Raw genomic sequence first — 25,331 nt, 5'->3', positions numbered from 1 at the left:
TCTCCTTGGGTATGGAAAAGGCGAAAGGCGAAAGGTGCGGCCCGGGAATCAGGCCAGGGCACGCAGCACGGCGCGCACGGGCGAGGCATCGGCCTCGACCAGCTTGAGCGGCAGGGCGATGAGCTCGTAGTCGCCCTCGGGCACCTCGTCCAGCACCAGGTTCTCCAGCACGCGCAGGCCGCGCCGGCGGATCACCTGGTGGCTGTCCAGGCTCTTGCTGCTGGCCGGGTCGATGCTGGCCGTGTCTATGCCGATGAGCTTCACGCCCAGGTCGGCCAGACGCTCGACCGTGGCCGGTGCATAGGCTGCCAGTTCCTGGTCCCAGGTGGCGGGGGCGCGCTCGTAGGTGCGCACCAGCACGCGTGCCGGAAGATGCTCCACGGCGTGGGCGATGTGCTCCCATTCGACCAGCGGTCCCTTGCCGATGGCGTGGATCACGCGGCAGGGGCCGAGGAAGGCGTCCAGGTCCACATGGCCGATGCTGGCGCCGTCCGCGTCATAGTGCAGCGGTGCATCGGCATGCGCTCCCACATGGGGCGACAGCGTGATGGCGCTGACATTGACCGGGCAGCCCGGCCCGATGGTGGCGCACCACTGCTGGCTGTAGGCCGTGTCGCCGGGAAAGACGGGGCTGGCGGCCTGCACGGCCGGGGAGATGTCCCAGAGTCTGCGGGTCATGGTTTCACTCCTTCGGGGCGGTTCGGGCGGCCTGTGCGCGCGGCCGGTACCACAGCGCATACACCAGGGCCAGCAGGCCCAGGAAGGGCAGGCCCGTGAGCAGCGTCATGTGGAAGACCTCGGTGAAATAGGTGGTGACGATCACGCCCAGCATCAGCGCGGCGCCGGCCAGCGTGAACAGCGGATAGCCCCACATGCGGAACTGCAGGCGCTGGCCTGGATGCTCGCGCGACCAGCGCGCGCGGAAAAACAGATGGGTCACGAAGATCATGAACCAGGTGAACATGGCGCCGAACATGGACACGGACATCATCCACAGCAGCGAGCCTTCGGGCTTCCACAGGTTCACGGCCACGGCCACGGCAATGCCCAGGCAGGAGATGGCAATCGCCGCCACGGGCACGCCGCGGCTGTTCAGCCGCCCGAACACCGAGGGAGCATAGCCGCCGCGCGACAGGCTGAACATCATGCGCGAGGTCACATACAGCTGGCTGTTCATGGCCGACAGCGCGGCCACCAGCACCACGAAGTTGATGATGCTGGCAGCGCCCGGGATGCCGATGATCTCCATCACCTTCACGAAGGGGCTCTTGTCCGTGCCGGCCTGCTGCCAGGGCACGATGGCCAGCATCAGCGCCAGCGTCAGCAGGTAGAAGATCACCAGGCGCGCCATGGTGGTGCGAAAGGCCCGGGTGATGGCGCGCTTGGGGTCCTCGGCCTCGCCGGCCGCCACGGCCACGGCCTCCAGGCTCAGGTAGCTGAAGATGGCGATGATCACGGCCACCCAGGTGCCCCACAGGCCCTTGGGGAAGAAGCCGCCATCGGCCGTGTAGTTGAAAAAGCCGATGCCCTGGGGCTGCGAGCCGAACACCACCCAGGCGCCGATCAGGATGAAGGCCACGATGGCGATGATCTTGACCATGGAAAAGCCGTACTCCACCTGGCCGAAGGCCTTGACGCTGCTGGCGTTGACGGCCACCAGCGCGCCCGAGAACACCACCACCCAGATCCAGCGCGGCACGTCGGGGAACCAGTAGCCCATGTAGATGCCTATGGCCGTCACCTCCATGCCCACGGCCAGCACCACGGCGGCCCAGTAGGCATAGCGGACCATGAAGCCGGCCATCGGGCTGATGTAGTGCTCGGCATAGGCGCCGAACGAGCCCGAGGTCGGATGGGCCACCGTCATCTCTGCCAGGCAGCCCATGAGCAGCAGCGAGATCAGCGCGCCGATGGCGTAGCTGACCAGCACGCTGGGGCCGGCGAATCCGATGGCGAAGGCGCTGCCCATGAAAAGGCCGGTGCCGATGGCGCCTCCGATGGCGATCATCACCATCTGGGCGGCGGACAGCTGCTGGCGCAGGCCGGTTTCTCGTTGCTGAATGTCTTGGAAGGCGGCCATGGTGCGCGGCGGTTGGGGGCTGAAAGCGGAAGGCGTAAGTATCTGCGCTTTCACCGCCGGCCCCGGGCTGGCCGCTGCAAAACCATGGGAGGGTCCGGCTCAGGCTCCGCGTGCGTAGCAGCCCGGCGTCAGCGCATGGTGGGCCTTGAAGGCGCGCTGCAGGTGGGCCTGGTCGGCAAAGCCCATGGCATAGGCCGCATCGGACAGCGCCGCCCCCGTGGCCAGCAGGCGGCGCGCGCCGTTGATGCGCAGGTTCAGGCGGTAGCTGCCGGGCGTCATGCCCGTGGCCGCCTTGAAGCGGCGGATGAAGCGCGTGGCGCTCATGCCGCATTCCTGGGCCAGGGACTGCACGGTCAGGCCTGCATCGGGTCCTGCATGCAGGCGCTGCAGCGCGGGGGCCAGGGCCGCCGCATCGCCGGGCAGGGGCAAGGCTGCGGGCTGGGCACAGCGGTCCAGCAGGTGCTCCAGGCCCAGGGCCAGGCGGTCGGCGGCGGCCGCGCCATCGACGGGGCGGCACAGGCCATCCACCAGGCGGGCGATGTCCGCATCCGTGAGCGTGCGCCGGGGAAAGCGCAGCGCGGCCACGCCCAGCTGCGCGTGCAGCCAGTCGGCATCGACAAACAGCATGCGGTAGGACCATGGCGCGCCGGGGTCGGGATTGCAGGCATGCCAGGCGCCGGGCTCGATCAGCACCACGCCGCCCGCCTCCACGGGCTGCGGGCCGTGGGCATGGTGGAACACGGTGCGGCCCGCGTCCACGATGCCGATCGAGTACTCGGCATGCATGTGCAGCCGAAAGCAATGCGGCGAGCGCGCGCTGTCGCGCAGCTCGGCCCAGGGAGCGGCCGGATGGCGGTGGAATCGGTGGGGAGAGGCTGAAGTCATGGCGGCCAGCCATCATGCCAGCATGGCCGCCACGCTGGCGACCAGCAGCAGGGCCAGCAGGCGGTGGAACAGGCGCTGGCGGCGTTCGGTGCGCAGCCAGCCCGAAAGCAGCTGCCCCAGCAGCGCCCAGCTGCCGACCCCCACCAGGCAGGCCAGCAGCGAGATGGCGCAAAACTGCAGCAGCGCCCACGGCGCATTCGCATGGGGCAGCACGAACAGGCCCACGCCGGCCAGCGCCACCAGCCAGGCCTTGGGGTTGAGCGTCTGCACGGCCGTGCCCTGCAACAGCGCTTGCAGCAAGGCCTGCAGCGTGCGCTGCGATCCGGCCTGCTGCTGCGCACCGGCCTGGCCCACAGGTGCGTTGGCCAGCCGCCAGGCCAGCCACAGCAGATAGGCGGCGCACAGCCACTGTGCGGCCGCAGACAGTTGCGGCAGCGTCTGCAGCAGCCACTGTGCGCCCTGGCCCATGACCCAGACCACGGCCGCATAGCTGGCACTGGCGCCCAGCACATAGGCGGCAGAGACCAGGCGCGAGCGCGCTGCGCCGTGGCGCAGGGCCAGCACATTGACGGGGCCGGGCGTGATGGCACCCACGAGGGTGAAGACGCCCATGGCGAGCAGCGAGGAGGACATGAGATTTCGCGCGGACGCAGGACTGCACAAGGCACGCAGTCTCGTCCCGCACGCCGGCCCTGTATTGAACGCAATTGCGGGGCGCCGGCATGTCCGTCACAGCCTCTAGGGGAGCATGGCGTAGGCCACGATCTCCAGCTTCATGCCCGGCACCACCAGCGCCGAAATCCCCATGCTGGAGCGGTTGGGATAGGGTGCCTCGAAGAACTCGCGGTACACGGCGTCGATGGCCGGCATGTCGGCCACGTCGGTCATGTAGATCAGCACCTGGGTCACATGCGCCAGCGTGCCGCCTGCAGCCTGCAGCGCGTTGCGCAGGTTGGTGAAGGTCAGGCGCGCCTGCTGTTCGATGGGCCCGGTGTCGATGCTGCCGTCGGGCCGCACGGGGCCGTGGGCCGTGAACAGCATCTGGCCGCTGGCCTTGACGGCCCAGGAGAAGGGCTGCTTGAGCGGCGGCAGTCCCACGTCGATGATTTGCTTCATGGATTTCCTTGTGTTTTGACTACATGCGAAGGCATGGTGTTCTTGCGCCGGAAACTTGGCGCGGCCCATCGGCGGACGCCGAGCAAGGGCCTAGGCCGGCCGCGCCGCCCCGCAGCGATGGTGTCGTCCCGCGCCCGCGCAGCGAGAGCGGGGGAAGCGGCAAAGCCGCTCAGGGGTCACAGTTTCGTTCTCACGGACCAGATTTCGGGGAACAGCACCACGTCCAGCATCTTGCGCAGATAGCTGACGCCGCCCGTGCCGCCCGTGCCGCGCTTGAAGCCGATGACGCGCTCCACCGTGGTCACATGGCGAAAGCGCCACAGGCGGAAGGCGTCCTCGATGTCGGCGAGCTTTTCGCCGAGCTGGTACAGGTCCCAGTGCGACTGCGGGTCGCGGTAGACCTGGGCCCAGGCAGCCTCGACCTCGGGGCTGGCCGTGTAGGGCAGGGTCCAGTCGCGTTCCAGGTGCCCGGCAGGAATGGCCAACCCCTGGCGTGCCAGCAGGCGCAGGGCCTCGTCATAGAGGGAGGGCGAGCGCCATGCCGCCTCCACCTGGGCCAGCAGATCGGGCCGGTGGGCATGGGGCTGGAGCATGGCGGCATTCTTGTTGCCCAGCGCGAACTCGATGCAGCGGTACTGGTAGCTCTGGAAGCCGCTGGAGCTGGCGAGATACGGGCGCATGGCCGTGTACTCGGTAGGCGTCATGGTGGCCAGCACGGACCAGGCGCCGACCAACTGCTCCATGATGCGGCTCACGCGGGCCAGCATCTTGAAGGCATCTGCATGGTGGTCGGCCGCCACGGCGGCCGTGGCCGCGCCCAGCTCGTGCAGCATCAGCTTCATCCACAGCTCGCTGGTCTGGTGCTGGATGATGAACAGCAGCTCGTCATGCGTGGGCGACAGCAGTTGCTGTGCGCCCAGGATGGAGTCCAGCTGCAGGTAGTCGCCATAGCTCATGGACTGGCTGAAATCCAGCTGTGCCCTTTCCTCGGCGACGATGCGCTCGGTCAGGCCGCCATGGACGGGGCAGCCGCTCATTGCGGCGACTCCAGCACCGTGGCAATGGCGTCGGCCACGTACTGCACGTTGGCGCCGGACAGGCCCGACATGCACATGCGGCCCGAGCGGATCAGGTACACGCCATGCTCGTCGCGCAGGCGGTGGACCTGGGGCTCGGTGATGCCTGTGTAGCTGAACATGCCGCGCTGGGTCAGCAGGAAGCCGAAGTCGCGCCGCTCGCCAAAGCGCTCCTGCAGCGCGCTGTGCAGCTGGGCGCGCATGTCCTTGATGCGCCCGCGCATCTGCGCCAGCTCCTGCGCCCATTGGGCGCTCAGCTCGGGCGATGCCAGCACCTGCTGCACCAGGCGTGCGCCACGGGTGGGTGGCGAGGAATAGTTGCTGCGCACCGTGGCCTTGAGCTGGCCCAGCACATTACCGGCCGTGGACGCGTCGTTGCAGACCACGCTGAGGCCGCCCACGCGTTCGCCATACAGCGAGAAGTTCTTGGAAAACGAATTGGCCACGAAGGCCTGGGCGCCCGCGTCGGCCAGGGCGTGCACGGACCAGGCGTCTTCATCGAGCCCATCGCCAAAGCCCTGGTAGGCCATGTCCACAAAGGGGATCAGGCCGCGCTCCACGATCACCGGGATCAGTTGCTGCCACTGCTCGCGCGACAGGTCCACGCCCGTGGGGTTGTGGCAGCTGGCATGCAGCAGCACCACGCTGCCCGAGGGCAGTTCGCGCAGCGTCTGCAGCATGGCGTCGAAGCGCAGGCTGCCCGTGGCCGCGTCGTAGTAGGGATAGCTGTGGGTGCGCAGTCCCGCGCCCTGAAAGATGGCCAGGTGGTTGTCCCAGGTGGGATCGCTGAGCCAGACCTCGGCGCCGGGGAAATAGTGCTGGATGAAGTCCGCGCCCAGCTTGAGCGCGCCCGAGCCGCCCAGGGTCTGCACGGTGGCGATGCGCTGGCTGCGCACGGCCTCATGACCGGCGCCGAACACCAGGTCCTGCACCAGCTGGCGGTAGGGAGCAATGCCTTCGATGGGCAGGTAGCCGCTGGGGCTTTGCTCGCGGGCCAGGGCATCGCCGGCCTGGCGCACGCAGTCCAGCACGGGCAGGCGGCCGGCCTCGTCGAAATACAGGCCGATGCTCAGGCTGACCTTGTCGGTGCGCGGGTCCTGCTGAAAGGCTTCCATCAGCGACAGGATGGGATCTCCGGGGTAGGGAGGGACGTGGCTGAACATCGAGGCGCGGGCGGTATCGAGGGGGGCAAGAGTCGTCATGTGTCTAAGGCAGAGAGAGAAACGGGAGGCCGGATGTCACCGGGCGGGAACCTGGGCTTGGGTGGATGTTGGGGTCTGGGTTGGGGTTGGGGTCTGAAGGGAGGGCTGGCCGGCCGGCCGGCGATACCAGATGGCGTAGACGGCGGCCAGCAGCAGCAAAAAGGGCAGGCCCGTGAGCACGGTCAGGCGGAATACGTCGGTGAACAGCGTGGACACCAGGGCGGCCAGCATCAGCGCCGCGCCCAGCAGCGTCAGCACCGGAAAGCCCCACATGCGAAAGGCCAGCGGCTTGTTGCCCTGGCGCACCCAGTGGATGCGGAAGAACAGGTGGGTCACGAAAATCATGAACCACGTGAACATGGCGCCGAACATGGCCACGGCCATCATCAGCATGAAGGACTGCTCGGGATTGATGATGTTGAACAGCGTGGCCACGGCAATGCCCAGGCACGACAGCAGCAGCGCCGGCAGCGGCACGCCGCGCGAGTTCACGCGGCCCAGCACGGCGGGCGCATGGCCGGCGCGCGAGAGGCTGAACATCATGCGGGTGGTGATGTACAGCTGGCTGTTCATGGCCGACAGGGCGGCCACCAGCACCACGAAATTGACCACGCTGGCCGCGCCGGGCAGGCCGATGATCTCCATCACCTTGACGAAGGGGCTGCCCTCCTTGCCGGCGGCCGACCACGGCACGATGGCCAGCATCAGCGCGATCGTGGCCAGGTAGAACACCACCAGGCGCACCATGGTGGAGCGGAAGGCGCTGGTGACGGCGCGCTGCGGGTCCTTGGCCTCGCCGGCGGCCACCGCGATCATCTCGATGCTCAGGTAGCTGAAGATGGCGATGATCACGCCCACCCAGGTCCCCCACAGGCCGTTGGGGAAGAAGCCGCCGTTGTTGACGTAGTTGGCAAAGCCCACGCCGTCCGGACGGGCGCCGAACACCACCCAGGCGCCGACCACGATGAAGGCCGCGATGGCGATGATCTTGATCATGGAGAAGCTGTACTCCACGGCGCCGAAGGCCTTGACGCTCATCATGTTCACGCCGATGAGCGCGCCCGAGAAGATCACCACCCAGGCCCAGCGCGGCACCTCGGGGAACCAGTAGCCCATGTACAGGCCCACGGCCGTCACCTCGGTGCCCACGGCCAGCACCACGCAGGCCCAGTAGGCATAGCGGACCATGAAGCCGGCCATCGGGCTGATGTAGTGCTCGGCATAGGCGCCGAACGAGCCCGAGGTCGGGTGGGCCACCGTCATCTCGGCCAGGCAGCCCATGAGCAGCAGCGAGATCACTGCGCCGATGGCATAGCTGATCAGCACGCTGGGCCCGGCAAAGCCGATGGCAAAGCCGCTGCCCAGGAACAGGCCGGTGCCGACGGCACCGCCGATGGCGATCATGGTCATCTGTCCGGCGGACAGCTGCTGTTTGAGTCCGGCTTCGCGCTGGACGATGTCTTCGAAGGCTGGCATGGGTTGTTGTCTCCGTTGCTGTGGGGGGCTTCGGAGGCGGATGCTATGGACGGCCTTCGCGGGACGTTTAGTAGTTATCCCTAAATCGACTTGATCTTGGATAAGTTATTCTGTGAAACATGAATTCATAGGTGGTTTATGCCAATCGACATCGACAGAACGGACCGGCTGCTGATCCGCGCCCTGCAGGACAACGCGCGGCTGACCTCGGGTGAGCTGGCGCAGCGTGTGCATTTGTCGCAGTCACCGTCATGGCGGCGCATCAAGCGGCTGGAGGACGAGGGCGTGATCACCGGCTACCACGCCGCGCTGAGCCGGCGCGCCATAGGTTTTGGCGTGCTGGCCTTCGTGATGGTGGGCATAGACCACCAGAACGAGGAGTCCTCGCGCCATTTCCAGGAAGCGGTCTGCGCCATTCCCGAGGTCGTGATGTTCCATGGCATCTCGGGGCCGGAGGACTTCCTGCTGGTCGTCGTGGCGCGCGATCTCGACGCCTATTCCGATCTGCTGCTCAGCCGCCTGCACCGGCTGCCCGGCGTGCGCCAGGTGCACACGCATTTCTCGCTGCAGGAATTCAAGGGACAGCTGGCGGGGCTGCCGGTGGAATGACGGCTGGTGGCGCCTGGCAGGCTGCTAGAGCAGGCCGCTGTCCAGCGCCTGCATGCCATGGCGCACGCGCACGCGGTTGCAGGCATCGCTGCCGGCGGCGAACTCGCGGCAGGGCGAGGGGCGCCATTCATAGATGCCGCAATGGGCCTTCTCGCCCACCTTGCCGACCAGGGCCGCGCAGCGGGGACGCGCCCAGTCGGTTCCGCGCATGCGGCAGGTGTGGTCGGTGACTTCCTCGGCCAGCCCGGCTGGCACGCGGCCGCCCTGCGCCTGCGACTCGTGCACGGAAAAGTCCACGCGAAACGATGCGCAGCAGGCGCCGCAGCTCAGGCAGGGATGGGTCATGGCGTGGGGAGGGGAGTGCGCAAAGGCCGTGTCGGCGTCGGCCGCCATTGTGCCGCGCGCCGCCCGCCTGGGCCCGCCAGGGGGCAAAGCCGGGAACGCAAAACCCTGTCCCGCACTCCGATACCATGCGCGGTCCCGCCGCCCGGGTTCGATCAAAATCAAAATGAGAATAAAAATCAATTGATACAACACGCCATGCATTCGATGAACCCCGCGACGGACGCTGCGGCTCCGTCCACGCTGTCCGCGCCTCCCATGTCCTCCTCTGCTGCCGTTGCCGCCGTTGCTGCCACCACGGCCATCACGGCCATCACCCTTGATGCCCTGCCCCGCCAGGTATCGGCGCGCGTGGTCGAGCTCCATGCCGCACGCGATGCCAGCGAGCAGGAACTGCTGCTGCGGCTCATGGAGATCGGCTTTCTGCCCGGCGAGCCCGTGCGCATCCTGGCCGCGGGCTTTCCGGGCGACGACCCGCTGGCCGTGCGCGTGGGCCAGACCACGTTCGCTTTGCGCCGCCATGAGGCGGCCCTGGTGCGCGTGGCGCCGGAGGCGGTGGCATGAGCGCGTCGTCCTCTCCCAAACTCATTCAGCCGCTGCAGCCTGCCCAGGGCGGCGGCGGCAGCGGTGATTCCGCACTGCGCCTGGCCCTGCTGGGCAATCCCAACTGCGGCAAGACGGCGCTGTTCAACCTGCTGACCGGCGCACGCCAGAAGGTGGCCAACTACGCGGGCGTGACCGTTGAGCGCAAGGAAGGCTGGCTGAGCACGGCCAGCGGCCGGCGCGTGCGCGTGCTGGACCTGCCGGGCACCTACAGCCTGCATGCGCACAGCGAGGATGAGCGCATCACGCGCGACATCGTCTCGGGTCGCCATGCGCGCGAGGCGCCGCCCGAACTGCTGGTCTGCGTCACCGACGCCACCCATCTGCGCCTGAACCTGCGCCTGGTGCTGGAGGCCCAGCGCCTGGGCCTGCCCATGCTGCTGGTGCTCAACATGAGCGACATGGCCAGGCGCCAGGGCATCGATATCGACCGCGAGGCGCTGTCACGCGCCCTGGGCATGCCCGTGCTGTCCACGGTGGGCGTGCGCCAGGACGGCGCGCGCGAACTGCTGCAATGGCTGGACGGCCCCGAAGCCCGCGCCCTGGCGGCGCCGCAGCTGCAGGCCCCGGCCCGCCCGGGCGATGCGCGCGAGCAGGTGCTGGCCCTGCACCAGCAGGTGGCCCGCATCATGGCCGACTGCGTCAAGGAGCCCGTGGTGGACACCCGGCGCGACGACCGCATCGACGCCGTGGTGCTGCACCCGCTGTGGGGCATGCTGCTGCTGGCGGCCACGCTGTTCCTGATGTTCCAGGCCGTGTTCAGCTGGGCACAGCCGCTGATGGATGGCATCGAGGGCGGCGTTTCGGCCGTCTCGGCCCTGGTCAACGAGCACATGCCCGAAGGCGCGCTGCGCAGCCTGCTGGCCGATGGCGTGATCGCCGGCACGGGCGCCGTGCTGGTCTTCCTGCCGCAGATCCTGATCCTGTTCCTGTTCATCCTTGCACTCGAGGATTCGGGCTACCTGCCGCGTGCCGCCTTTTTGCTGGACCGCATCATGGGCAAGGTCGGCCTGTCGGGCCGCTCCTTCATTCCGCTGCTGTCCAGCTTCGCCTGCGCCGTGCCCGGCATCATGGCCACGCGCTCCATCACCAGCTGGCGCGACCGCCTGGTGACCATCATGATCGCGCCGCTGATGACCTGCTCGGCGCGCCTGCCGGTCTATGCGCTGCTGATCAGCGCCTTCATTCCCGAGCGCACGGTGGGCGGCATCTTCAACCTGCAGGGCCTGGTGCTGTTCGCGCTGTACGTGGCCGGCATCGCCAGCGCCATGGCCGTGGCCGGCGTGGCCAAGCTGGTGGGCCGCAGCGCCGGCCCCACGCCGCTGCTGATGGAGCTGCCCTCCTACCGCTGGCCCAGCCCGCGCAGCCTGGCCCTGGGCCTGTACGAGCGCGCCATGATCTTCCTGCGCCGCGTCGGCGGCATCATCCTGACCGTGAGCATCGTGCTGTGGTTTCTGGCCAGCTACCCGGCGCCGCCCGATGGCGTCACCGAAGCGGCCATCCGCTACAGCTTTGCAGGCCGCATCGGCGGCTGGCTGGAGGTGGTGCTGGCGCCGATCGGCTTCAACTGGCAGATCGCCATCGCCCTGGTGCCCGGCATGGCCGCGCGCGAAGTGGCCGTCAGTGCCATGGGCACGGTCTATGCACTGTCCGCTGCCAGCGACGAGGCCATGGCCGAGCAGCTGGGGCCGCTGATCGCCCATACCTGGTCCCTGGCCACGGCGCTGTCGCTGCTGGCCTGGTTCGTGTTCGCGCCCCAGTGCATTTCCACGCTGGCGGCCGTGCGGCGCGAGACCAATGGCTGGCGCTATCCGCTGCTGATGACGGGCTACCTGTTCGCGCTGGCCTACCTGGCCAGCTTCATCACCTACCGCGTGGCCCTCGCGCTGGGCGCGGGCTGAGGAGGGCCTTGAGCATGTGGCAAAACATCATCGTGGGCGTGATCGTGGTGGTGGCGGCCGTGTCCCTGGTCTGGCGCTACCTGCCGGCGCGTTGGCGGCTGAAGGCCGGTCAGCTGCATCCGTCGCTGGCGCCCAAGGACGGGGGCGGCTGCGGCGGCTGCAGCGCCTGCGGCGGAGACAGCTGCGCACCGGACAGGCGCCAGCCATAGCGCCAGATCGGTCGCCAGGCCGGTCGCCGGGCCGCCGGCCGGTTGCACGCTCAGGCAGCGGCCAGCCAGATGCGGGCGCCGTCATCCAGCGCAGGCAGGCCATGCGCCAGGCGCGCAGCGTTGCAGCGGTCCGTGCCCATCTCGAATTCCCGGCAGGTCGATGAGCGCTGCTCGTAGATGCTGCATGCCACCTGTTCGCCGCAGCGGCCCGTGAGGGCCGTGCAGCGCACGGGGCGGCGCTCGGTGCCGTTCATGCGCCAGCGGTTGCCGTGGACCTCATGGGCCAGTTCATCGGGAACGGTGCCGCCCATGGAGCGCAGTTCGTAGACGGAAAATTCGACACGGAAGTGTTCGCAGCAGACGCCGCAGTTCAGGCAGGGATGCAGGGCTTCGGACATGGAAGTTCTTCTTCGGGAGACAGCAGGGCACGCACAGGCTTGCCGCGCCCGGTGCCCGGGGCGGCGCATAAGGCTGGGAAGAGGGGGTGCGGCCCTAGGTATGGCCCTGGAGGAACTTCAGATAGAAGGTGTGGATGCGCACGAACAGCGCACGCACCCGGGCCGCGAAATGCCGGCGCGGCCCGAAGAAGGAGGGCACGCGCGTATGGCGTGCAATGTGCGGATGGCGCAATGCGCAGCCGCCCAACGGAAACACCGCCTGGGGGCGCTTGGCCTGCAGGCGGTGTCTGGAGTGTTCGTGGCTCAGGTGCATGGGTGTGGGGGAATGCGCCTGGGCCAAAGGAGTGGGCGTGATCAGCCCGGCTGGCGGCCCAGCAGCAGGTACTCCATCAGTGCCTTTTGCACGTGCATCCGGTTCTCTGCCTCATCCCAGACCACGGACTGCGGCCCGTCGATGACCTCGGCCTGCACTTCCTCGCCACGGTGGGCGGGCAGGCAGTGCATGAACAGGGCGTCGGCACGCGCGGCGGCCATCATCTCGGCATCCACGCACCAGTCGGCGAAGGCCTTCTTGCGGGCCTCGTTCTCGGCCTCGTAGCCCATGCTGGTCCACACGTCGGTGGTCACCAGGTCGGCGCCCTTGCAGGCATCCAGCGGGTCCTTGAAGACCTTGTAGCAGCCCTCGCGCGGCGCCTTGCCGCCAAAGGCCAGCTTCTCGTCCACCTCGTACCCGCCCGGCGTGCTGACGTGGACGGTGAAGCCCAGCAGGTCGGCCGCCTGCAGCCAGGTGTTGGCCATGTTGTTGCCGTCGCCGACCCAGGCGACGGTCTTGCCCTGGATCGAGCCGCGGTGCTCGATGAAGGTGAAGATGTCGGCCAGGATCTGGCAGGGGTGGAACTCGTTGGTCAGGCCGTTGATGACGGGCACGCGCGAGTACTCGGCAAAGCGCACGATCTTGTCCTGGCCGTAGGTGCGGATCATCACCAGGTCGGTCATGCGGCTGATGACGCGCGCGCTGTCCTCGATGGGCTCGGCGCGGCCCAGCTGGCTGTCGCCCGTGGTCAGGTGGACCACCGAGCCGCCGAGCTGGTACATGCCGGCCTCGAAGCTCACGCGGGTGCGCGTGCTGGCCTTCTCGAAGATCATGGCCAGCGTGCGGTCGCTGAGCGTGTGGTGCTTTTCGTAGTTCTTGAACTTCTTCTTGATCAGGGCCGCGCGCTCGAGCACATAGGCGTACTCGTCGGCCGTGAAGTCGGAAAACTGCAGATAGTGCTTGATGGCAGTCATAGGCAGGTCCTCATTCGGACAGGAATTGCACGATCAGGGGCTTGAGCTTGGCGACCACTTCGTCGGCCTCGGCCTCGGTCATGATCAGCGGCGGCACCAGGCGCACCACGGTGTCGGCGGTCACGCTGAACAGCAGGCCGGCTTCGGCGCCACGGCCCAGCAGGGCGCCGCAGGGCTTGTTCAGCTCGATGCCGATGATCAGGCCCTGGCCGCGCACATCGACCACGCCCTTGACGTCGGCCAGCTCCTTTTGCAGCGTGGACTTCAGGCGGTCTCCCACCTTGGTGGCATGGGCCAGCAGGCCGTCTTCTTCCATGATGCGGATGGTTTCGATGCCCGCACGCATGGCCAGCGGATTGCCGCCGAAGGTGGAGCCGTGGTTGCCCGGCTGCAGCACGGTGGCCGCCTTGCCATGGGCGACGACGGCGCCGATGGGCACGCCCGAGCCCAGGCCCTTGGCCAGGGTCATCACGTCGGGGACGATGCCGGCCCACTGGTGGGCGAACCACTTGCCCGTGCGGCCCATGCCTGCCTGGACTTCGTCGAACATCATCAGCCAGCCGTTGGCATCGCACAGGGCGCGCACCTGCTGCATGTACTCGATGCGCATGGGGTGCAGGCCGCCTTCGCCCTGGATGGGCTCCATCATCACGGCCACCACGTCGGGGTTGCCGGCCGTGGCCTGCTGCAGCGCCTCGAAGTCATTGACCGGCACGCGCAGGAAGCCGTCGAGCAGCGGGCCGAAGCCGTCGCGCACCTTGGGGTTGCCCGTGGCCGTCATGGTGGCGATGGAGCGGCCGTGGAAGGCATGCTCGTAGACCACGATCACCGGCTTGGCGATGCCCTTGTCCACGCCGTACTTGCGCGCGATCTTGATGGCGGCCTCGTTGGCCTCCAGGCCCGTGCTGCAGAAGAAGACATTGGTCATCTTCGCGCGCTCGGTCAGCAGCTTGGCCAGCGTTTCCTGGCCAGGCACATGGTAGTAGTTGGAGGTGTGGATGAGCTTGGCCACCTGGTCCTGCAGCGCAGGCACCAGCTTGGGGTGGTTGTGGCCCAGCGTATTCACGGCAATGCCGCCCAGCGCATCGAGGTACTGCTTGCCGTTGACGTCCCACACGCGGCAGCCCTGGCCTCGCTCCAGAGCGATCGGTACGCGGCCATAGGTGTTCATCACGTGGGGCGAGGCAGCCTCGATGAAAGCGGTCATTGCAAAAATCTCCTGAGCTGGAAAGTAAACGGCATCCGGGCGTTGCCGCCGCAGATGCCTGAAAAACAGCGAAGCCCGATTCTAGGGGCCGCGCAATGGCCTACCGTTGCGGTTTGCGCATCACAGCCATGCAATGAACCTACGCCACACTTGGTTAGTGCGCTGCACAACGGTCCAGCTCTTATATAAGAGATAAAATGCCCGCTTGGCCTGCCGGCAGCGATCCTGTCTGCGGGCTCTGACTTTTTTGAAGGACTTGCGCAAACAGGAAGTGGCAAGGTGCTGGGCCCCTTGGCAAGCCGCCTGTTTTGCTCCTTGTTGCGCAAGTCGTATTTTGGTGCGCATCCTGATGGTCTCTCCCTCCAGCAAAGAACTGTTCATCCAGGGCATCACCCACGAAGGCAAGACTTTCCGGCCCAGCGACTGGGCCGAGCGGCTGGCGGGCGTCATGAGCCAGTTCCGCCCCGGTGGTGCCCAGCGCGGCAGCCACCTGAGCTACTCGCCCTGGTGTGTTCCCACAACGCTCAACGGCGTCAAGTGCGTGGTCGTGCATCGCGACCTGCGCGACTACGAGCCCATGGCCTGGGATTTCTGCCTGAATTTCGCCAAGGACAACAACCTGCAGGTTGCCGAAGCCTGCCTGATACCGGACGAGCCGGCCCGCTGAGGCCGGCTTCTTTTTTTGCGGGGCCGGTTCCCGCCCGATGTGAAGCGCGCCTGGGGTGCGTTTTTTTTCGGCTGCGCTTTGCTGGTGGAGCCGGGCTTTTCCTTCGGTGCGATTGCCGATGGCGGCGCCTTTGTCCAGGCACAAAAAAACCGCCCGAAGGCGGTTTTCTCGTTCGCTGACAGCGCACCCGTTACAAACGGCAGATGGCCGGGGCCATCCGTGCGGTTGCCTAAGTGGATTAGGCGGCGGGGGCTGCCAGGGCCTTGACCTTGGCGGACAGGCGGCTCTTGTCGCGAGCGGCCTTGTTCTTGTGGAAGATGCCCTTGTCGGCGATCGTGTCCAGAACGGATTGGGCTGCGGCAAACAGTTCGGTTGCCTTGGCCTTGTCGCCAGTCAGAACGGCCTTCTCGACCTTCTTGACGGCGGTGCGGTACTTGGAACGCAGCGAAGTGTTGGCTGCGTTGAGCTTGACGTCCTGGCGGGCGCGCTTGCGGCCGGATGCCAGGCGGGGGTTCTTCTTTACGGGCTTGGATGCCATGATATGTATTCCTAGTGTCTGAGGATGTTGTCGGCGAAGCGCGGGATTATAGCATGCAGTCCCTCCAGGGCCTGTGGGCCCCAGGCCGCGCAATCGGGCCTGTTGCAACGGAGTGCAAGAGCCGTCCGGCCCGCCCGGGCACGCAACTGCGGTGGCCGTGCCAGCGCATACACTCCCCACGGTGTCACTGTTCAAAGCCGCCTCCACCGTTTCCCTGCTGACGCTGGCCTCCCGTATCACCGGGCTGGTGCGCGATCTGCTCATGGCCTCCATGTTCGGAGCCAATGCGCTGACCGATGCGTTCAATGTCGCGTTCAGGATTCCCAATCTCTTTCGGCGCCTGTTCGCCGAAGGCGCCTTCAGCCAGGCCTTTGTGCCGGTGCTGGCCGCCAGCAAGGCCAAGGAGGGGGAGGAGGCCACGCGCAGGCTGATCTCCCATGTGGCCACGCTGCTGTTCTGGGTGCTGCTCGTGACCTGCGTGCTGGGCGTGGTCGGCGCGCCGCTGCTGGTCTGGCTGCTGGCCAGCGGCCTGCGCCAGTCGCCCGAAGGCTATGACGCAGCCGTGCTGATGACGCGCTGGATGTTCCCCTACATCGGCTTCATGTCGCTGGTGGCGCTGTCGTCCGGCGTGCTCAATACCTGGCGGCGCTTTGCCGTCTCGGCCGCCACGCCCGTGCTGCTGAACCTGGCCATGATTGCCGCCGCCTTCTGGGGTGCACCCTGGCTGCAGGCGCGCGGCATAGAGCCCATCTATGCCATGGCCGGCGGTGTGATGCTGGGCGGCGTGCTGCAGCTGGCGGTACAGCTGCCGGCGCTGGCAGGCCTGGGCCTGCTGCCGCGCATCGGGTTTTCTCCAGCCGCCTTGCGCCAGGCTTGGCAAGAGGCCGGCGTGCGCCGCATCCTCAGGCTGATGGCGCCGGCGCTGCTGGGCGTGGGCGTGGCCCAGGTCTCGCTGATGATCAACACCCAGATCGCCTCCTATCTGCAGCCGGGCAGCGTGACCTGGCTGTTCTATGCTGACCGGCTCATGGAGTTTCCGACGGCGCTGCTGGGCGTGGCGCTGGGCGTGGTGCTCACGCCCCAGCTGGCCGCGGCCAAGGCGGCCGACGACTCGGAGCGCTACTCGGCCATGCTGGACTGGGGGCTGCGCCTGGTGGTGCTGTTTTCCGTGCCCTGCGCGTTGGGGCTGCTCACTTTCGCCGAGCCGCTCGTGGCCACGCTGTTCCACCGTGGCGCGCTGCAGGACAGCGATGTGGGCCAGATCGCGCTGGCGCTGGTGGGCTACGGCGCCGGCCTGGTGGGCCTGGTGGCCATCAAGGTGCTGGCGCCCGGCTACTACGCAAGCCAGGACATCCGCACGCCCGTCAAGATCGCCATCGTGGTGCTGATCATCACCCAGCTGCTCAACCTGGTGCTGGTGCCCTTCATGGCGCATACGGGTCTGGCGCTGTCCATCGGCCTGGCGGCCCTGGTCAATGCGGGCTGGCTGCTGTGGGGGCTGCTGCGCCGGGGCGTCTACCGTCCCAAGCCCGGCTGGGGGCGGCTGGCCTTGCAGGTGATTGCGGCCAGCAGTCTGCTGGCCGTGCTGCTGACCTGGGGAAGCCAGCATTTCGACTGGATTGCGCTGCGCGCCAACGGATGGCAGCGCGTGGGCCTGCTTGCCGGCCTGATGGCGGCCTCGGCCCTGCTGTACTTTGGCGCGCTGTGGGCGGCCGGGCTCAAGCTGCGGGCACTGCTGCGGCGCTAGCCCGAACCCGCATAATTGCAGGCCTGGGCGCTGCAAATTCACAAGGCATCATGAGCTGGAGCTACGACGACACGCCAACGGCCCTGCAATACTTTGCAGCGCTGGTGCAAAGCGATGAACACCTGCCGCTGATGGAGGCGGCAATCAGCATCGCCCAGGATGCCGTGCCCGATCTCGACCTGCAGGCGGCCAGCGCCGAACTGGACCGGCTGCAGGTGCGCCTGGTCCAGCGCCTGGCCGGCGAAACCGATCCGCTGCAGTGCCTGCGCGGACTCAACCAGTTCTTCTACGGCGAGCTGGGCTTTGGCGGCAATCTCAACGACTACTACGACCCCGCCAACAGCTACATCCACCATGTGCTGCAGACGCGGCGCGGCATTCCCATCAGTGTGGCGCTGATCTGGCTGGAGCTGGCTGCGGCCATCGATCTGCCGGCGCAGGGCGTGAGCTTTCCCGGCCATTTCCTGGTCAAGATGCGCCTGCCCCAGGGGCAGGTGGTGATGGACCCGTTGAGTGGCGAGTCCTTTTCGGCCAACAGCCTGGCCGAGCGGCTGGAGCCCTTCTGGCAGAGCGCGGGCCTGTCGGCCGAAGAGGCCGCTCCGCTGGGCATGTACCTGCAGGGCGCCTCGCCGCGCGACGTTCTGGAGCGCATGCTGCGCAACCTGCAGGAAATCCACCATGCCCGGCGCGACTGGCCGCTGCTGGTGGCCGTGCTCAACCGGCTGGCCGTGCTGCGGCCCGACATGCCCGAGATCCTGCGGGACCGGGGGCTGGCCTATGCGCAATGGGGGGTGACCGAGCGTGCGCTTGAAGACCTGGAGCGCTTCCTGCAGTCCCAGCAGGGCGCGCAGGCCGTGGCCGTGCGCGAGGTGATCCGGCGGCTGAGAGGGCTGTAGCCGCCCGCGCGTGGGCTGATCAGACCAGCCGGACGGCTTCCAGCTCTTTCTTGAGATAGGCGTAGAACAGCGGAGCCGCCACCAGGCCTGCAGGGCCGAACACCGATTCGGCCACGAACATCACCGCCAGCAGCTCCCATACGCCCATGTGCGTGCGCTGGCCCACGACCTTGGCGTTGATCACGTACTCGGCCTTGTGGATCAGGATCAGAAAGCCCAGGCAGGCGGCGGCGGCCACAGGGGACACCGACAGGCCCACGATGGTGATCACCGCATTGCACAGCAGGTTGCCCACGATGGGCACCAGGCCTGCAATGAAGGTCAGCGTGATCAGGGCTGGCGTGTAGGGCAGGGTCAGGTTCCAGTGCGGCAGCACGCCCAGAAGGAAGATGGCCGTGAGAAAGGTATTGAAGGCCGCAATCCAGAACTGGGCCGCCACGATCTGGCGGAAGGCCAGTCCCATGAGCCGGATGCGCTCGCGCAGCGCTGCCACCAGGGGCGGGCGGCGCGTGACCATGGGACGCACGGCGGCCAGGGCGCCGATGATCAGGCCCACGTAGGCATAGAGCAGGCCGGTGAGCCAGGCGCGGCCCGCATGGGCCAGGGCGCCGGCCTTGGCGGCCAGGTAGCTGGCCAGCAGGTGCTGGATTTCCTGTGCGCCGTCCGGCAGCTGGTCGGCCATGTCGGCCGGCAGCTTGTCACGCAGCTCCAGCACCGTGTGCGCCAGATAGTCGAGCAGCTCGCGGTACTGCTGTGGCGCGTCGGTGATGTAGGTGCGCGTGTGCGACAGCGCGCCGCTGAGCAGGGCCAGCGGCGCAAGAATGACGATGGTGGCTGCCACCAGTTGCGTCCAGCGCGGCAGCGAGCCGCGCCGGGACTTGGGCTGGGCGCGTGACAGCAGCCCGGCAAGCGCGCGCGTGACCAGAAAGCCCACGCAGACGCACAGCATGCCCGGCAGCAGCCCCTGCCACATGATCAGCAGCAGGGCGCCGGCCATCAGCACATAGCTGGACAGCGTCACGCCGCGCGTGGGCGCGGGCTGCGGGGAGATGATGGGCGAGGGCAGGTGCTGGGTCATGCGCTGCGGGCCCGTGGTCAGCGGACCTCGACAGGCTCGCCCTCGCCGCGTGCGGCGATGCGTCCGATGGTGTGGACCGTCTCGCCCAGCTTCGCGAGCGTGGCGGCCGTGGCTTCGGCAGCCTCGGCGGGCACGACAACGACCATGCCGATGCCGTTGTTGAAGGTGCGGTTCATTTCCACGGCGTCGATGCCGGCCGTCTTCTGCAGCCAGGCGAACAGCTCGGTCTGGGGCCAGCTGCCGGCATCCAGGTGGGCGGCCAGGCCTTCGGGCAGCACGCGGGGGATGTTCTCCAGCAGGCCGCCGCCCGTGATGTGGGCCAGCGCCTTGATGGGGTGCTGCTCCAGCGCCGCCAGCACGTTCTTCACGTACAGGCGCGTGGGTTCCATGATGGCCTGCTTGAACGGCTTGCCGTCCAGCGTGTCGGGCAGGCTGCCCTGGGCTTCGGCGCGCTCGATGCACTTGCGCACCAGGGAGAAACCGTTGGAGTGCACGCCGGCCGAGGCCAGTCCCAGCACCACGTCGCCAGCAGCCACGCTCTGGCCCGTGAGGATCTTGGACTTTTCGACGGCGCCGACGGCAAAGCCGGCCAGATCGTATTCGCCGGCCGGGTACATGCCGGGCATTTCGGCGGTTTCACCGCCGATCAGTGCGCAGCCCGACAGCTCGCAGCCGCGCGCAATGCCGCCGACCACGGCAGCGGCCGTGTCCACGTCCAGCTTGCCGCAGGCGAAGTAGTCGAGGAAGAACAGGGGCTCGGCGCCCTGGACCAGCACGTCGTTGACGCTCATGGCCACCAGGTCGATGCCGACGGTGTCGTGCATGTTCCACTCGAAGGCCAGCTTGAGCTTGGTGCCCACGCCGTCGGTGCCCGAGACCAGCACGGGCTCCTTGTAGCGCTTGGGCACCTCGAACAGTGCGCCGAAGCCTCCGATGCCGGCCATCACGCCTTCGCGCATGGTCTTCTTGGCCAGCGGCTTGATGCGCTCGACCAGCGCGTCGCCAGCGACGATGTCGACGCCGGCGTCTTTGTAGGAGATCGGGGTAGAGGAGGGGGCAGAAGAGCTCATGGATGGGTACGGTGCGGTAGGCCCGAGGCCGGGCTGGAACCCCGGGATTCTACGGCGCCGGCCGCCGGCAGGCGCGCGCGCCAGTGGGCTTCGAGGGGGCTTTCGTTGCACAAGCGGGCCGGCTGCCGCCGTGCCGTGCGCCGCGCAGACTAAAATCCCTGTTGCGCCCGGGAACGCCCCGGCGTCGCCCGCCTTGCCGCAGCGCTGCGGCAGGGCGGGCCTGTCTTTGCCATCAACCCAATGCCGTTGCCGATTCCTTTGCCTGCTTTTGCCGCATGGACCCGCCTGGACACAGGAAAGGGGGCGCTGCGCGTATGTCGCAGATGAAGCAGCTGGCTCTGGATATCAGCATGGCGTCGAGCCCGACGCTGTCGCGCTTTTTCGTCGGCCCCAATGCCGCGGTGATCGATCATTTGCGCCATTGGGTGGGCGATGGCCGCATGCAGACGGCCCGCACGCCAGTGCCCACTTATCTTTGGGGCGAATCGGGCTCGGGCAAGACCCATCTGCTCAAGGCCGTGCGCGAGGCCCTGCGCGAGCAGGGTGCCATGGTGGGCTGGATGGATGCCTCCACCCTGTTCCCGCCGCCCTTCGACGAGCGCTGGGCGGCAGTGCTGATGGACGATGTGGACATCTACACTCCGCTGCAGCAGGCGCGGGCCTTCAACTGGTTTGTGAATGCGACGAGCCCGGCCACGGGCTCGCCGCGCTGGGTGCTGGGGGCCGGCCCGCTGCCGCCGGCAGACCTCAAGCTGCGCGAGGATCTGCGCACGCGGCTGGGCTGGGGCCATGTGTTCCAGCTGCAGCTGCTCGACGAAACCGCGCGCCGCGCGGTGCTGCGCCAGGAGGCCGATGCCCGTGGCGTTTTTCTGGGCGACGATGTGATGGACTACATGCTCAAGCGCTTCTCGCGTGACCTGGGCAGCCTGATGCAGCTGCTCGACATGCTCGACGGCTTTGCGCTGCGCAACAAGCGCGCCATCACCATTCCGTTGCTCAAGACGATGCTGGAAACCGAATGAGCCCGCATTTTCTTGTGGGCAGGGACTGCGGGAGCCGGCGGAGCCTGCGTTGCAAGGGCAGCGCGGGACCCATTTTTTTAGGATATGCATGACCTCTGATCAGAAGCAACTCCGGCCCCGGCTGGCGTTGTTCGACCTGGACCACACGCTGCTGCCGCTCGATTCGGACTATGAGTGGGGCGAGTTCACGACGCGCATCGGCTGGACCGATCCGGTCGAGTTCGGCCGCCGCAATGCCGAGTTCTTCGCGCACTACCAGGCGGGCACGCTCGACGTGCACGACTATGTGCGCTTTGCCACCGAGGCCTTCTGCGCCCGTGGCGCGCAGCAGGCCGCCGAGGCGCACGAGCGCTTCATGCGCGAGGTGATCACCCCCGCCATCCGTCCCCAGGCACTGGAGCTGCTGCGCACGCACCAGCAGGCGGGCGACCAGATCATCATCGTCACGGCCACCAACGAGTTCGTGACGCGCCCCATCGCCGCCGCCCTCGGCGTGCAGGAATTGATCGCGGTGGAACTGGAGCGCGACGCGCAGGGCTGGTTCACGGGCGAGATCCGTGGCACGCCCAGCATGCGCGGCGGCAAGGTGCAGCGCATGCAGCAGTGGCTGGATGCGCGCGGCCTGCAGTGGAGCGGCGTGGAGACCTCCTTCTACAGCGACTCCTGGAACGACGTTCCCCTGCTCGAGCGCGTGGACCACCCCGTGGCCACCAACCCCGACACTCGGCTGCGCGCCCTGGCCCAGGAACGTGGCTGGCGCATTCTGGACCTGTTTGGCGAAGCACCATGATCAAGAACATCATCGACAAGCTGCTGGGCAAGGCCTCGGCCGCCCCACGGGCGCGCAAGTCGCCCTTCGGCAAGCGCCAGGAGGTGCCCGTGCAGGTGCACGGCATCGATCCCAACCTGGTGGACCAGCGTGCCCTCGACGTGGTCGAGACGCTGCAGGACGCGGGCTACGAGGCCTACATCGTCGGCGGCGCCGTGCGCGACCTGCTGCTGGGCCTGCGCCCCAAGGACTTCGACGTGGCCACCAATGCCACGCCAGAGCAGGTCAAGGGCCTGTTCCGCCGCGCCTTCATCATCGGCAAGCGCTTTCGCATCGTGCACGTGGTCTATGGCCGCGGGCGCGAGAACGAGGTCATCGAAGTCTCCACCTTCCGCGCCTTCCTGGACAACAGCGCGGCCGAGGCCGTGAGCGGCAACGAGCGCACCAGCAAGGCCCAGCTCGCCGGCATGCACCATGCGGTGGACGCCAGCGGCCGCGTGCTGCGCGACAACGTCTGGGGTCCGCAGGACCAGGATGCCACGCGCCGCGACTTCACGATCAACGCCATGTACTACGACCCGCGCACGCAGATCGTGGTCGACTATCACAAGGGCATTGACGACGCCAAGAAGCGCATGCTGCGCATGATTGGCGACCCGGCCACGCGCTACCGTGAAGATCCGGTGCGCATCATCCGCGCCGTGCGCTTCGCCGCCAAGCTGGCGGGCAAGGGCTTCAAGCTCGAGCCCAAGACGGCCAAGCCCCTGGTGGAGTGCGAGCCGCTGCTGGCCGATGTGCCGCAAAGCCGCCTGTTCGATGAAATGCTCAAGCTGCTGCAGACCGGCCATGCGCTGGCTTCGGTGGAGCAATTGCGCGGCCTGGGCCTGGCGCGCGGCATCTACTCGCTGCTGGATGTGGTGGTCGAGCGTGCCGAGCAGCCCTTCGTGCAGGCCGCGCTGACCGATACCGATCGCCGTGTCGAGGAAGGCAAGCCCGTGGCGCCCAGCTTCCTGCTGGCCTGCGTGCTGTGGCATGACGTGAAGACCGGCTGGGAGCGCCGCCTGAACCAGCGCCAGCACCCGTTCCCCGCGCTGCAGGAATCCATCGACGAAGTGTTCGACCAGCGCATCGGCGATGTCTCGGGCCGCGGCAAGCTGGCCGCCGACATGCGCGAGATCTGGGTCATGCAGCCGCGCTTCGACAAGCGCACGGGCGCCACGCCGTTCAGCCTGGTGGCCCAGCCGCGCTTTCGCGCGGGCTTCGATTTCATGCGGCTGCGCGCCGACATCGGCGAGGTCGAGGAAAGCCTGGCCAGCTGGTGGCAGGAGTTCCAGAATGCCGACGACGCGCGCCGCGACGACCTGATCGCCCAGGCGCGCGACGAGCAGCGCGCCCGCCAGCGCAGCGCCGAACCCAAGGTGCATCGCGTGCCCAAGGTCCGCCAGCCGCGCGATGGCGTGAACCTGGCGGAAGGCGTGCAGCCTGAGGATCCCGCACCGGCACAGGCTGGCGGCGAGGAGGCTGCAGCGCCCAAGAAGCGGCGGCGCCGCCGCCGCAAGCCCCAGGGCGGGGGCGATGGCGGCATGGGCGGCGATGAATGAGCCAGGCCACTGGGTCGCCATCGGCCTGGGCGCCAACCTCGGTGACTGCGGCCAGGCCCTGGGCCAGGCCTTGAAGGCCATCGGCGGCCTGACGGGCACGCGCCTGCTGGCCGTTTCCTCGCTCTACAGCACGGCGCCCATCGATTCCAGCGGTCCCGACTATCTGAACGCCGTGGCCGCTGTGCGCACCACGCTGCAGCCGCTGGCGCTGCTCGATGCGCTGCAGGCCATCGAACTGGCGGCCGGGCGCGAGCGCCCCTACCGCAATGCGCCGCGCACGCTGGACCTGGACATCGAGCTGTGGGGCGACGAGCGCATCGCGCTGCCGCGCCTGAGCGTGCCGCACCCGCGCATGCACGAGCGCGCCTTCGTGCTTGTGCCGCTGGCCGAGATCGCGCCTGAGCGCGTCACGCCCGCGCAGCTGCAGGCCGTGGCGGGGCAGGGCATCTGCCTGGCGCACAAGCCTGGCTGGCATCTCCGGCAAGCCTGAATCCCGACAGTGGCCTGAATGAAAAAGCCGCAGCGCCCTGAGGGCGGCTGCGGCTTTTTGCCAGGCGGGACGCGATGGATCGGCTCAGTCCACCTTCGCTCCGGAGGCCTTGACGATGGCCTGGTACTTGGCGCGCTCGGCCGCCATGAACCTGTCGAACTCGGCGGGCGTGGAGGACACGGGCTCGGCCATCAGGGTCTCGAAGCGGGTCTTGGTCTCGGGCGCGGCCAGTGCGTCGGCAAAGGCCCGGCTCAGCTTGTCCAGCACGGGCTTGGGCGTGCCGGCCGGGGCCACCAGGCCCCACCAGGTGTCGATGGAAAAGCCGGGGAAGGTCTTGGACAGTGCGGGCACGCCGGGCAGCAGCGTGGTGGGATTCAGCGAGGTCACGGCCAGCGCCTTGAGCTTGCCCGAGCGGATATTGGGCGCAGCGGCAGCCAGGTTGTCGATGTTGAAGTCCACCTCGCCCGACAGCAGGGCCAGCTGGGCCGGGTTGGCGCCACGGTAGGGCACGTGCAGGGCGAAGATGCCGGCTTTTTGCTTGAGCATTTCGCCGGCCAGGTGGCCTGCGCTGCCGTTGCCGCCGCTGCCGTAGTTGAGCTTGCCGGGGTGGGACTTGGCGTAGGCGATCAGGTCGGCCACGCTGTGGATCTTGAGCTGCTCGGCACGGGCCGCATTCATCACCAGCACGTTGGGCACGCGCACCATCTGGGTGATGCCCGCGAAGTCCTTGCCCGCGTCGTAGGGCATCTTGGTGTACAGCCAGGGATTGACGGCATGGGTGGCCGTGGCGGCCAGGCCGATGGTCATGCCGTCCGGCGTGGCGCGGGCAATGGCGTCGGCGCCGATGTTGCCGCCGGCGCCGGCCTTGTTGTCGATGATCACCACCCCCAGGGAGTCACGCACCCGCTCGGCCAGCGCGCGCGCGGTGATGTCCAGCGGACCGCCGGGCGCATAGGGCACGATCAGGCGGATGGGCTCTTGCGCCAGGGCAAGCGGGGAGGCCAGGGCAGCAGCGGCCGCCATGACCGAGAGAAGGCTGTTTCTACGGTTCATAGGGGCGCT

The 25,331-nt window shown here is 67.9% G+C and carries 28 protein-coding genes; 11 read left to right on the top strand and 17 right to left on the bottom strand.

The window, feature by feature from the left end; all coding sequences use genetic code 11:
- Positions 1-48 precede the first annotated feature (48 nt).
- From kynB to G4D77_RS08140, 8 genes are all read right to left on the bottom strand, one after another.
- Positions 49-678 carry an arylformamidase gene (kynB, locus tag G4D77_RS08175; RefSeq protein ID WP_047325874.1) on the bottom strand — a complete coding sequence of 210 codons (630 nt, stop codon included), beginning with the start codon at positions 676-678 and terminating at the stop codon, positions 49-51.
- A 4-nt stretch (positions 679-682) separates the two neighbouring features.
- Complete coding sequence (locus tag G4D77_RS08170; protein WP_016448996.1) at positions 683-2,080, bottom strand: amino acid permease; 1,398 nt, start codon at positions 2,078-2,080, stop codon at positions 683-685.
- A 99-nt stretch (positions 2,081-2,179) separates the two neighbouring features.
- A complete protein-coding gene (locus tag G4D77_RS08165) occupies positions 2,180-2,965 on the bottom strand; it encodes a helix-turn-helix domain-containing protein (RefSeq protein ID WP_154835099.1) in 786 nt (261 codons plus the stop codon).
- 12 nt (positions 2,966-2,977) lie between these two features.
- Positions 2,978-3,598 (bottom strand): LysE family translocator, encoded by a 621-nt coding sequence (locus tag G4D77_RS08160; protein ID WP_034365336.1) that lies wholly within the window; start codon positions 3,596-3,598, stop codon positions 2,978-2,980.
- 105 nt (positions 3,599-3,703) lie between these two features.
- Positions 3,704-4,081, bottom strand: coding sequence for a RidA family protein (locus G4D77_RS08155; protein ID WP_013803668.1), 378 nt, complete (start codon positions 4,079-4,081; stop codon positions 3,704-3,706).
- Between the two features lie 176 nt (positions 4,082-4,257).
- Positions 4,258-5,118: a tryptophan 2,3-dioxygenase gene (gene kynA, locus G4D77_RS08150; RefSeq protein WP_213757942.1), complete on the bottom strand. Its 861-nt coding sequence runs from the start codon at positions 5,116-5,118 to the stop codon at positions 4,258-4,260.
- A complete protein-coding gene (locus tag G4D77_RS08145; protein WP_193726248.1) occupies positions 5,115-6,320 on the bottom strand; it encodes an amino acid aminotransferase in 1,206 nt (401 codons plus the stop codon). The genes kynA and G4D77_RS08145 overlap by 4 nt, the downstream gene beginning before the upstream one ends.
- A 75-nt stretch (positions 6,321-6,395) precedes the next feature.
- Positions 6,396-7,835: an amino acid permease gene (locus tag G4D77_RS08140; RefSeq protein ID WP_154835095.1), complete on the bottom strand. Its 1,440-nt coding sequence runs from the start codon at positions 7,833-7,835 to the stop codon at positions 6,396-6,398.
- A gap of 138 nt (positions 7,836-7,973) precedes the next feature.
- Between G4D77_RS08140 and G4D77_RS08135 the strand changes: the two genes are divergently transcribed.
- Positions 7,974-8,444: an Lrp/AsnC family transcriptional regulator gene (locus G4D77_RS08135; RefSeq protein WP_016448991.1), complete on the top strand. Its 471-nt coding sequence runs from the start codon at positions 7,974-7,976 to the stop codon at positions 8,442-8,444.
- Positions 8,445-8,468: 24 nt separating this feature from the next.
- Here G4D77_RS08135 and G4D77_RS08130 read toward each other — a convergent pair whose 3' ends face one another.
- Entirely contained in the window at positions 8,469-8,789 is a 321-nt protein-coding gene (locus G4D77_RS08130; RefSeq protein ID WP_026062772.1) for a YkgJ family cysteine cluster protein, read from the bottom strand.
- A 195-nt stretch (positions 8,790-8,984) separates the two neighbouring features.
- Between G4D77_RS08130 and G4D77_RS08125 the strand changes: the two genes are divergently transcribed.
- The 3 genes from G4D77_RS08125 to G4D77_RS08115 are packed head-to-tail and all read left to right on the top strand — an operon-like array spanning position 8,985 to position 11,499.
- Positions 8,985-9,350 carry a FeoA family protein gene (locus tag G4D77_RS08125; protein ID WP_213757941.1) on the top strand — a complete coding sequence of 122 codons (366 nt, stop codon included), beginning with the start codon at positions 8,985-8,987 and terminating at the stop codon, positions 9,348-9,350.
- Positions 9,347-11,290, top strand: coding sequence for a ferrous iron transporter B (gene feoB / locus G4D77_RS08120; RefSeq protein ID WP_016448988.1), 1,944 nt, complete (start codon positions 9,347-9,349; stop codon positions 11,288-11,290). Before G4D77_RS08125 ends, feoB begins: the two co-directional genes overlap by 4 nt.
- A 14-nt stretch (positions 11,291-11,304) precedes the next feature.
- Positions 11,305-11,499, top strand: a complete 195-nt coding sequence (locus G4D77_RS08115; RefSeq protein ID WP_016448987.1) for a hypothetical protein — start codon at positions 11,305-11,307, stop codon at positions 11,497-11,499.
- A 50-nt stretch (positions 11,500-11,549) separates the two neighbouring features.
- On the opposite strand, the gene G4D77_RS08110 is transcribed toward G4D77_RS08115, so the two are convergent.
- The 4 genes from G4D77_RS08110 to G4D77_RS08095 form a co-directional block, all read right to left on the bottom strand.
- Complete coding sequence (locus tag G4D77_RS08110) at positions 11,550-11,897, bottom strand: YkgJ family cysteine cluster protein (protein ID WP_016448986.1); 348 nt, start codon at positions 11,895-11,897, stop codon at positions 11,550-11,552.
- Between the two features lie 94 nt (positions 11,898-11,991).
- Entirely contained in the window at positions 11,992-12,210 is a 219-nt protein-coding gene (locus G4D77_RS08105; protein WP_016448985.1) for a hypothetical protein, read from the bottom strand.
- A gap of 41 nt (positions 12,211-12,251) precedes the next feature.
- Positions 12,252-13,184, bottom strand: coding sequence for an ornithine carbamoyltransferase (argF, locus tag G4D77_RS08100; protein WP_016448984.1), 933 nt, complete (start codon positions 13,182-13,184; stop codon positions 12,252-12,254).
- Between the two features lie 10 nt (positions 13,185-13,194).
- Complete coding sequence (locus G4D77_RS08095; RefSeq protein ID WP_016448983.1) at positions 13,195-14,391, bottom strand: aspartate aminotransferase family protein; 1,197 nt, start codon at positions 14,389-14,391, stop codon at positions 13,195-13,197.
- 349 nt (positions 14,392-14,740) lie between these two features.
- On the opposite strand from G4D77_RS08095, the gene G4D77_RS08090 reads away from it, so the two are divergent.
- Positions 14,741-15,058 carry a DUF3579 domain-containing protein gene (locus G4D77_RS08090; RefSeq protein WP_012204103.1) on the top strand — a complete coding sequence of 106 codons (318 nt, stop codon included), beginning with the start codon at positions 14,741-14,743 and terminating at the stop codon, positions 15,056-15,058.
- A gap of 238 nt (positions 15,059-15,296) precedes the next feature.
- Here G4D77_RS08090 and rpsT read toward each other — a convergent pair whose 3' ends face one another.
- Entirely contained in the window at positions 15,297-15,596 is a 300-nt protein-coding gene (rpsT, locus tag G4D77_RS08085; RefSeq protein WP_016448982.1) for a 30S ribosomal protein S20, read from the bottom strand.
- A 181-nt stretch (positions 15,597-15,777) separates the two neighbouring features.
- On the opposite strand from rpsT, the gene murJ reads away from it, so the two are divergent.
- Positions 15,778-17,343: a murein biosynthesis integral membrane protein MurJ gene (gene murJ, locus G4D77_RS08080; protein ID WP_074921696.1), complete on the top strand. Its 1,566-nt coding sequence runs from the start codon at positions 15,778-15,780 to the stop codon at positions 17,341-17,343.
- Positions 17,344-17,393: 50 nt separating this feature from the next.
- Positions 17,394-18,239, top strand: a complete 846-nt coding sequence (locus tag G4D77_RS08075; protein WP_016448980.1) for a SirB1 family protein — start codon at positions 17,394-17,396, stop codon at positions 18,237-18,239.
- A gap of 19 nt (positions 18,240-18,258) precedes the next feature.
- Here G4D77_RS08075 and G4D77_RS08070 read toward each other — a convergent pair whose 3' ends face one another.
- Together G4D77_RS08070 and purM are read right to left on the bottom strand one after the other, a co-directional pair.
- The gene (locus G4D77_RS08070; RefSeq protein ID WP_016448979.1) at positions 18,259-19,317 is read right to left on the bottom strand and encodes an AI-2E family transporter; all 1,059 of its coding nucleotides are present in this window, start codon (positions 19,315-19,317) and stop codon (positions 18,259-18,261) included.
- Between the two features lie 17 nt (positions 19,318-19,334).
- Positions 19,335-20,387 (bottom strand): phosphoribosylformylglycinamidine cyclo-ligase, encoded by a 1,053-nt coding sequence (gene purM, locus G4D77_RS08065; RefSeq protein WP_154835091.1) that lies wholly within the window; start codon positions 20,385-20,387, stop codon positions 19,335-19,337.
- Between the two features lie 323 nt (positions 20,388-20,710).
- Here purM and hda point away from each other — a divergent pair, with 323 nt between their 5' ends.
- The 4 genes from hda to folK all read left to right on the top strand — a co-directional run bounded on the left by hda (position 20,711) and on the right by folK (position 24,269).
- A complete protein-coding gene (hda, locus tag G4D77_RS08060; protein ID WP_026062235.1) occupies positions 20,711-21,409 on the top strand; it encodes a DnaA regulatory inactivator Hda in 699 nt (232 codons plus the stop codon).
- Between the two features lie 88 nt (positions 21,410-21,497).
- Entirely contained in the window at positions 21,498-22,199 is a 702-nt protein-coding gene (locus G4D77_RS08055) for a histidinol-phosphatase (RefSeq protein WP_047325866.1), read from the top strand.
- A complete protein-coding gene (gene pcnB, locus G4D77_RS08050; RefSeq protein WP_154835089.1) occupies positions 22,196-23,779 on the top strand; it encodes a polynucleotide adenylyltransferase PcnB in 1,584 nt (527 codons plus the stop codon). The genes G4D77_RS08055 and pcnB overlap by 4 nt, the downstream gene beginning before the upstream one ends.
- The gene (folK, locus tag G4D77_RS08045) at positions 23,754-24,269 is read left to right on the top strand and encodes a 2-amino-4-hydroxy-6-hydroxymethyldihydropteridine diphosphokinase (RefSeq protein ID WP_034365366.1); all 516 of its coding nucleotides are present in this window, start codon (positions 23,754-23,756) and stop codon (positions 24,267-24,269) included. The genes pcnB and folK overlap by 26 nt, the downstream gene beginning before the upstream one ends.
- Before the next feature lie 84 nt (positions 24,270-24,353).
- Here folK and G4D77_RS08040 read toward each other — a convergent pair whose 3' ends face one another.
- Positions 24,354-25,322 carry a Bug family tripartite tricarboxylate transporter substrate binding protein gene (locus G4D77_RS08040; protein ID WP_043790482.1) on the bottom strand — a complete coding sequence of 323 codons (969 nt, stop codon included), beginning with the start codon at positions 25,320-25,322 and terminating at the stop codon, positions 24,354-24,356.
- Positions 25,323-25,331: the final 9 nt, after the last annotated feature.

Origin of the sequence: Delftia sp. WY8 (genome assembly GCF_018437695.1) — a bacterium.
GTDB classification, from domain to species: domain Bacteria; phylum Pseudomonadota; class Gammaproteobacteria; order Burkholderiales; family Burkholderiaceae_C; genus Comamonas; species Comamonas tsuruhatensis.
The sequence above is the reverse complement of the archived record's forward strand: the minus strand, read 5'-3'. Positions and strand labels throughout refer to the sequence as shown.

Coding starts and splice junctions, on each gene's coding strand:
- G4D77_RS08155 (WP_013803668.1), bottom strand. CDS start 4,081: ATGAAGCAAATCATCGACGTGGGACTGCCGCCGCTCAAGCAGCCCTTC.
- G4D77_RS08055 (WP_047325866.1), top strand. CDS start 21,498: ATGACCTCTGATCAGAAGCAACTCCGGCCCCGGCTGGCGTTGTTCGAC.
- rpsT (WP_016448982.1), bottom strand. CDS start 15,596: ATGGCATCCAAGCCCGTAAAGAAGAACCCCCGCCTGGCATCCGGCCGC.
- G4D77_RS08075 (WP_016448980.1), top strand. CDS start 17,394: ATGAGCTGGAGCTACGACGACACGCCAACGGCCCTGCAATACTTTGCA.
- G4D77_RS08170 (WP_016448996.1), bottom strand. CDS start 2,080: ATGGCCGCCTTCCAAGACATTCAGCAACGAGAAACCGGCCTGCGCCAG.
- G4D77_RS08125 (WP_213757941.1), top strand. CDS start 8,985: ATGCATTCGATGAACCCCGCGACGGACGCTGCGGCTCCGTCCACGCTG.
- G4D77_RS08110 (WP_016448986.1), bottom strand. CDS start 11,897: ATGTCCGAAGCCCTGCATCCCTGCCTGAACTGCGGCGTCTGCTGCGAA.
- G4D77_RS08140 (WP_154835095.1), bottom strand. CDS start 7,835: ATGCCAGCCTTCGAAGACATCGTCCAGCGCGAAGCCGGACTCAAACAG.
- pcnB (WP_154835089.1), top strand. CDS start 22,196: ATGATCAAGAACATCATCGACAAGCTGCTGGGCAAGGCCTCGGCCGCC.
- G4D77_RS08070 (WP_016448979.1), bottom strand. CDS start 19,317: ATGACCCAGCACCTGCCCTCGCCCATCATCTCCCCGCAGCCCGCGCCC.
- G4D77_RS08105 (WP_016448985.1), bottom strand. CDS start 12,210: ATGCACCTGAGCCACGAACACTCCAGACACCGCCTGCAGGCCAAGCGC.
- kynA (WP_213757942.1), bottom strand. CDS start 5,118: ATGAGCGGCTGCCCCGTCCATGGCGGCCTGACCGAGCGCATCGTCGCC.
- folK (WP_034365366.1), top strand. CDS start 23,754: ATGGCGGCATGGGCGGCGATGAATGAGCCAGGCCACTGGGTCGCCATC.
- purM (WP_154835091.1), bottom strand. CDS start 20,387: ATGAGCTCTTCTGCCCCCTCCTCTACCCCGATCTCCTACAAAGACGCC.
- argF (WP_016448984.1), bottom strand. CDS start 13,184: ATGACTGCCATCAAGCACTATCTGCAGTTTTCCGACTTCACGGCCGAC.
- G4D77_RS08135 (WP_016448991.1), top strand. CDS start 7,974: ATGCCAATCGACATCGACAGAACGGACCGGCTGCTGATCCGCGCCCTG.
- hda (WP_026062235.1), top strand. CDS start 20,711: ATGAAGCAGCTGGCTCTGGATATCAGCATGGCGTCGAGCCCGACGCTG.
- G4D77_RS08130 (WP_026062772.1), bottom strand. CDS start 8,789: ATGACCCATCCCTGCCTGAGCTGCGGCGCCTGCTGCGCATCGTTTCGC.
- G4D77_RS08040 (WP_043790482.1), bottom strand. CDS start 25,322: ATGAACCGTAGAAACAGCCTTCTCTCGGTCATGGCGGCCGCTGCTGCC.
- G4D77_RS08115 (WP_016448987.1), top strand. CDS start 11,305: ATGTGGCAAAACATCATCGTGGGCGTGATCGTGGTGGTGGCGGCCGTG.
- G4D77_RS08090 (WP_012204103.1), top strand. CDS start 14,741: ATGGTCTCTCCCTCCAGCAAAGAACTGTTCATCCAGGGCATCACCCAC.
- feoB (WP_016448988.1), top strand. CDS start 9,347: ATGAGCGCGTCGTCCTCTCCCAAACTCATTCAGCCGCTGCAGCCTGCC.
- G4D77_RS08145 (WP_193726248.1), bottom strand. CDS start 6,320: ATGTTCAGCCACGTCCCTCCCTACCCCGGAGATCCCATCCTGTCGCTG.
- G4D77_RS08165 (WP_154835099.1), bottom strand. CDS start 2,965: ATGACTTCAGCCTCTCCCCACCGATTCCACCGCCATCCGGCCGCTCCC.
- G4D77_RS08095 (WP_016448983.1), bottom strand. CDS start 14,391: ATGACCGCTTTCATCGAGGCTGCCTCGCCCCACGTGATGAACACCTAT.
- kynB (WP_047325874.1), bottom strand. CDS start 678: ATGACCCGCAGACTCTGGGACATCTCCCCGGCCGTGCAGGCCGCCAGC.
- G4D77_RS08160 (WP_034365336.1), bottom strand. CDS start 3,598: ATGTCCTCCTCGCTGCTCGCCATGGGCGTCTTCACCCTCGTGGGTGCC.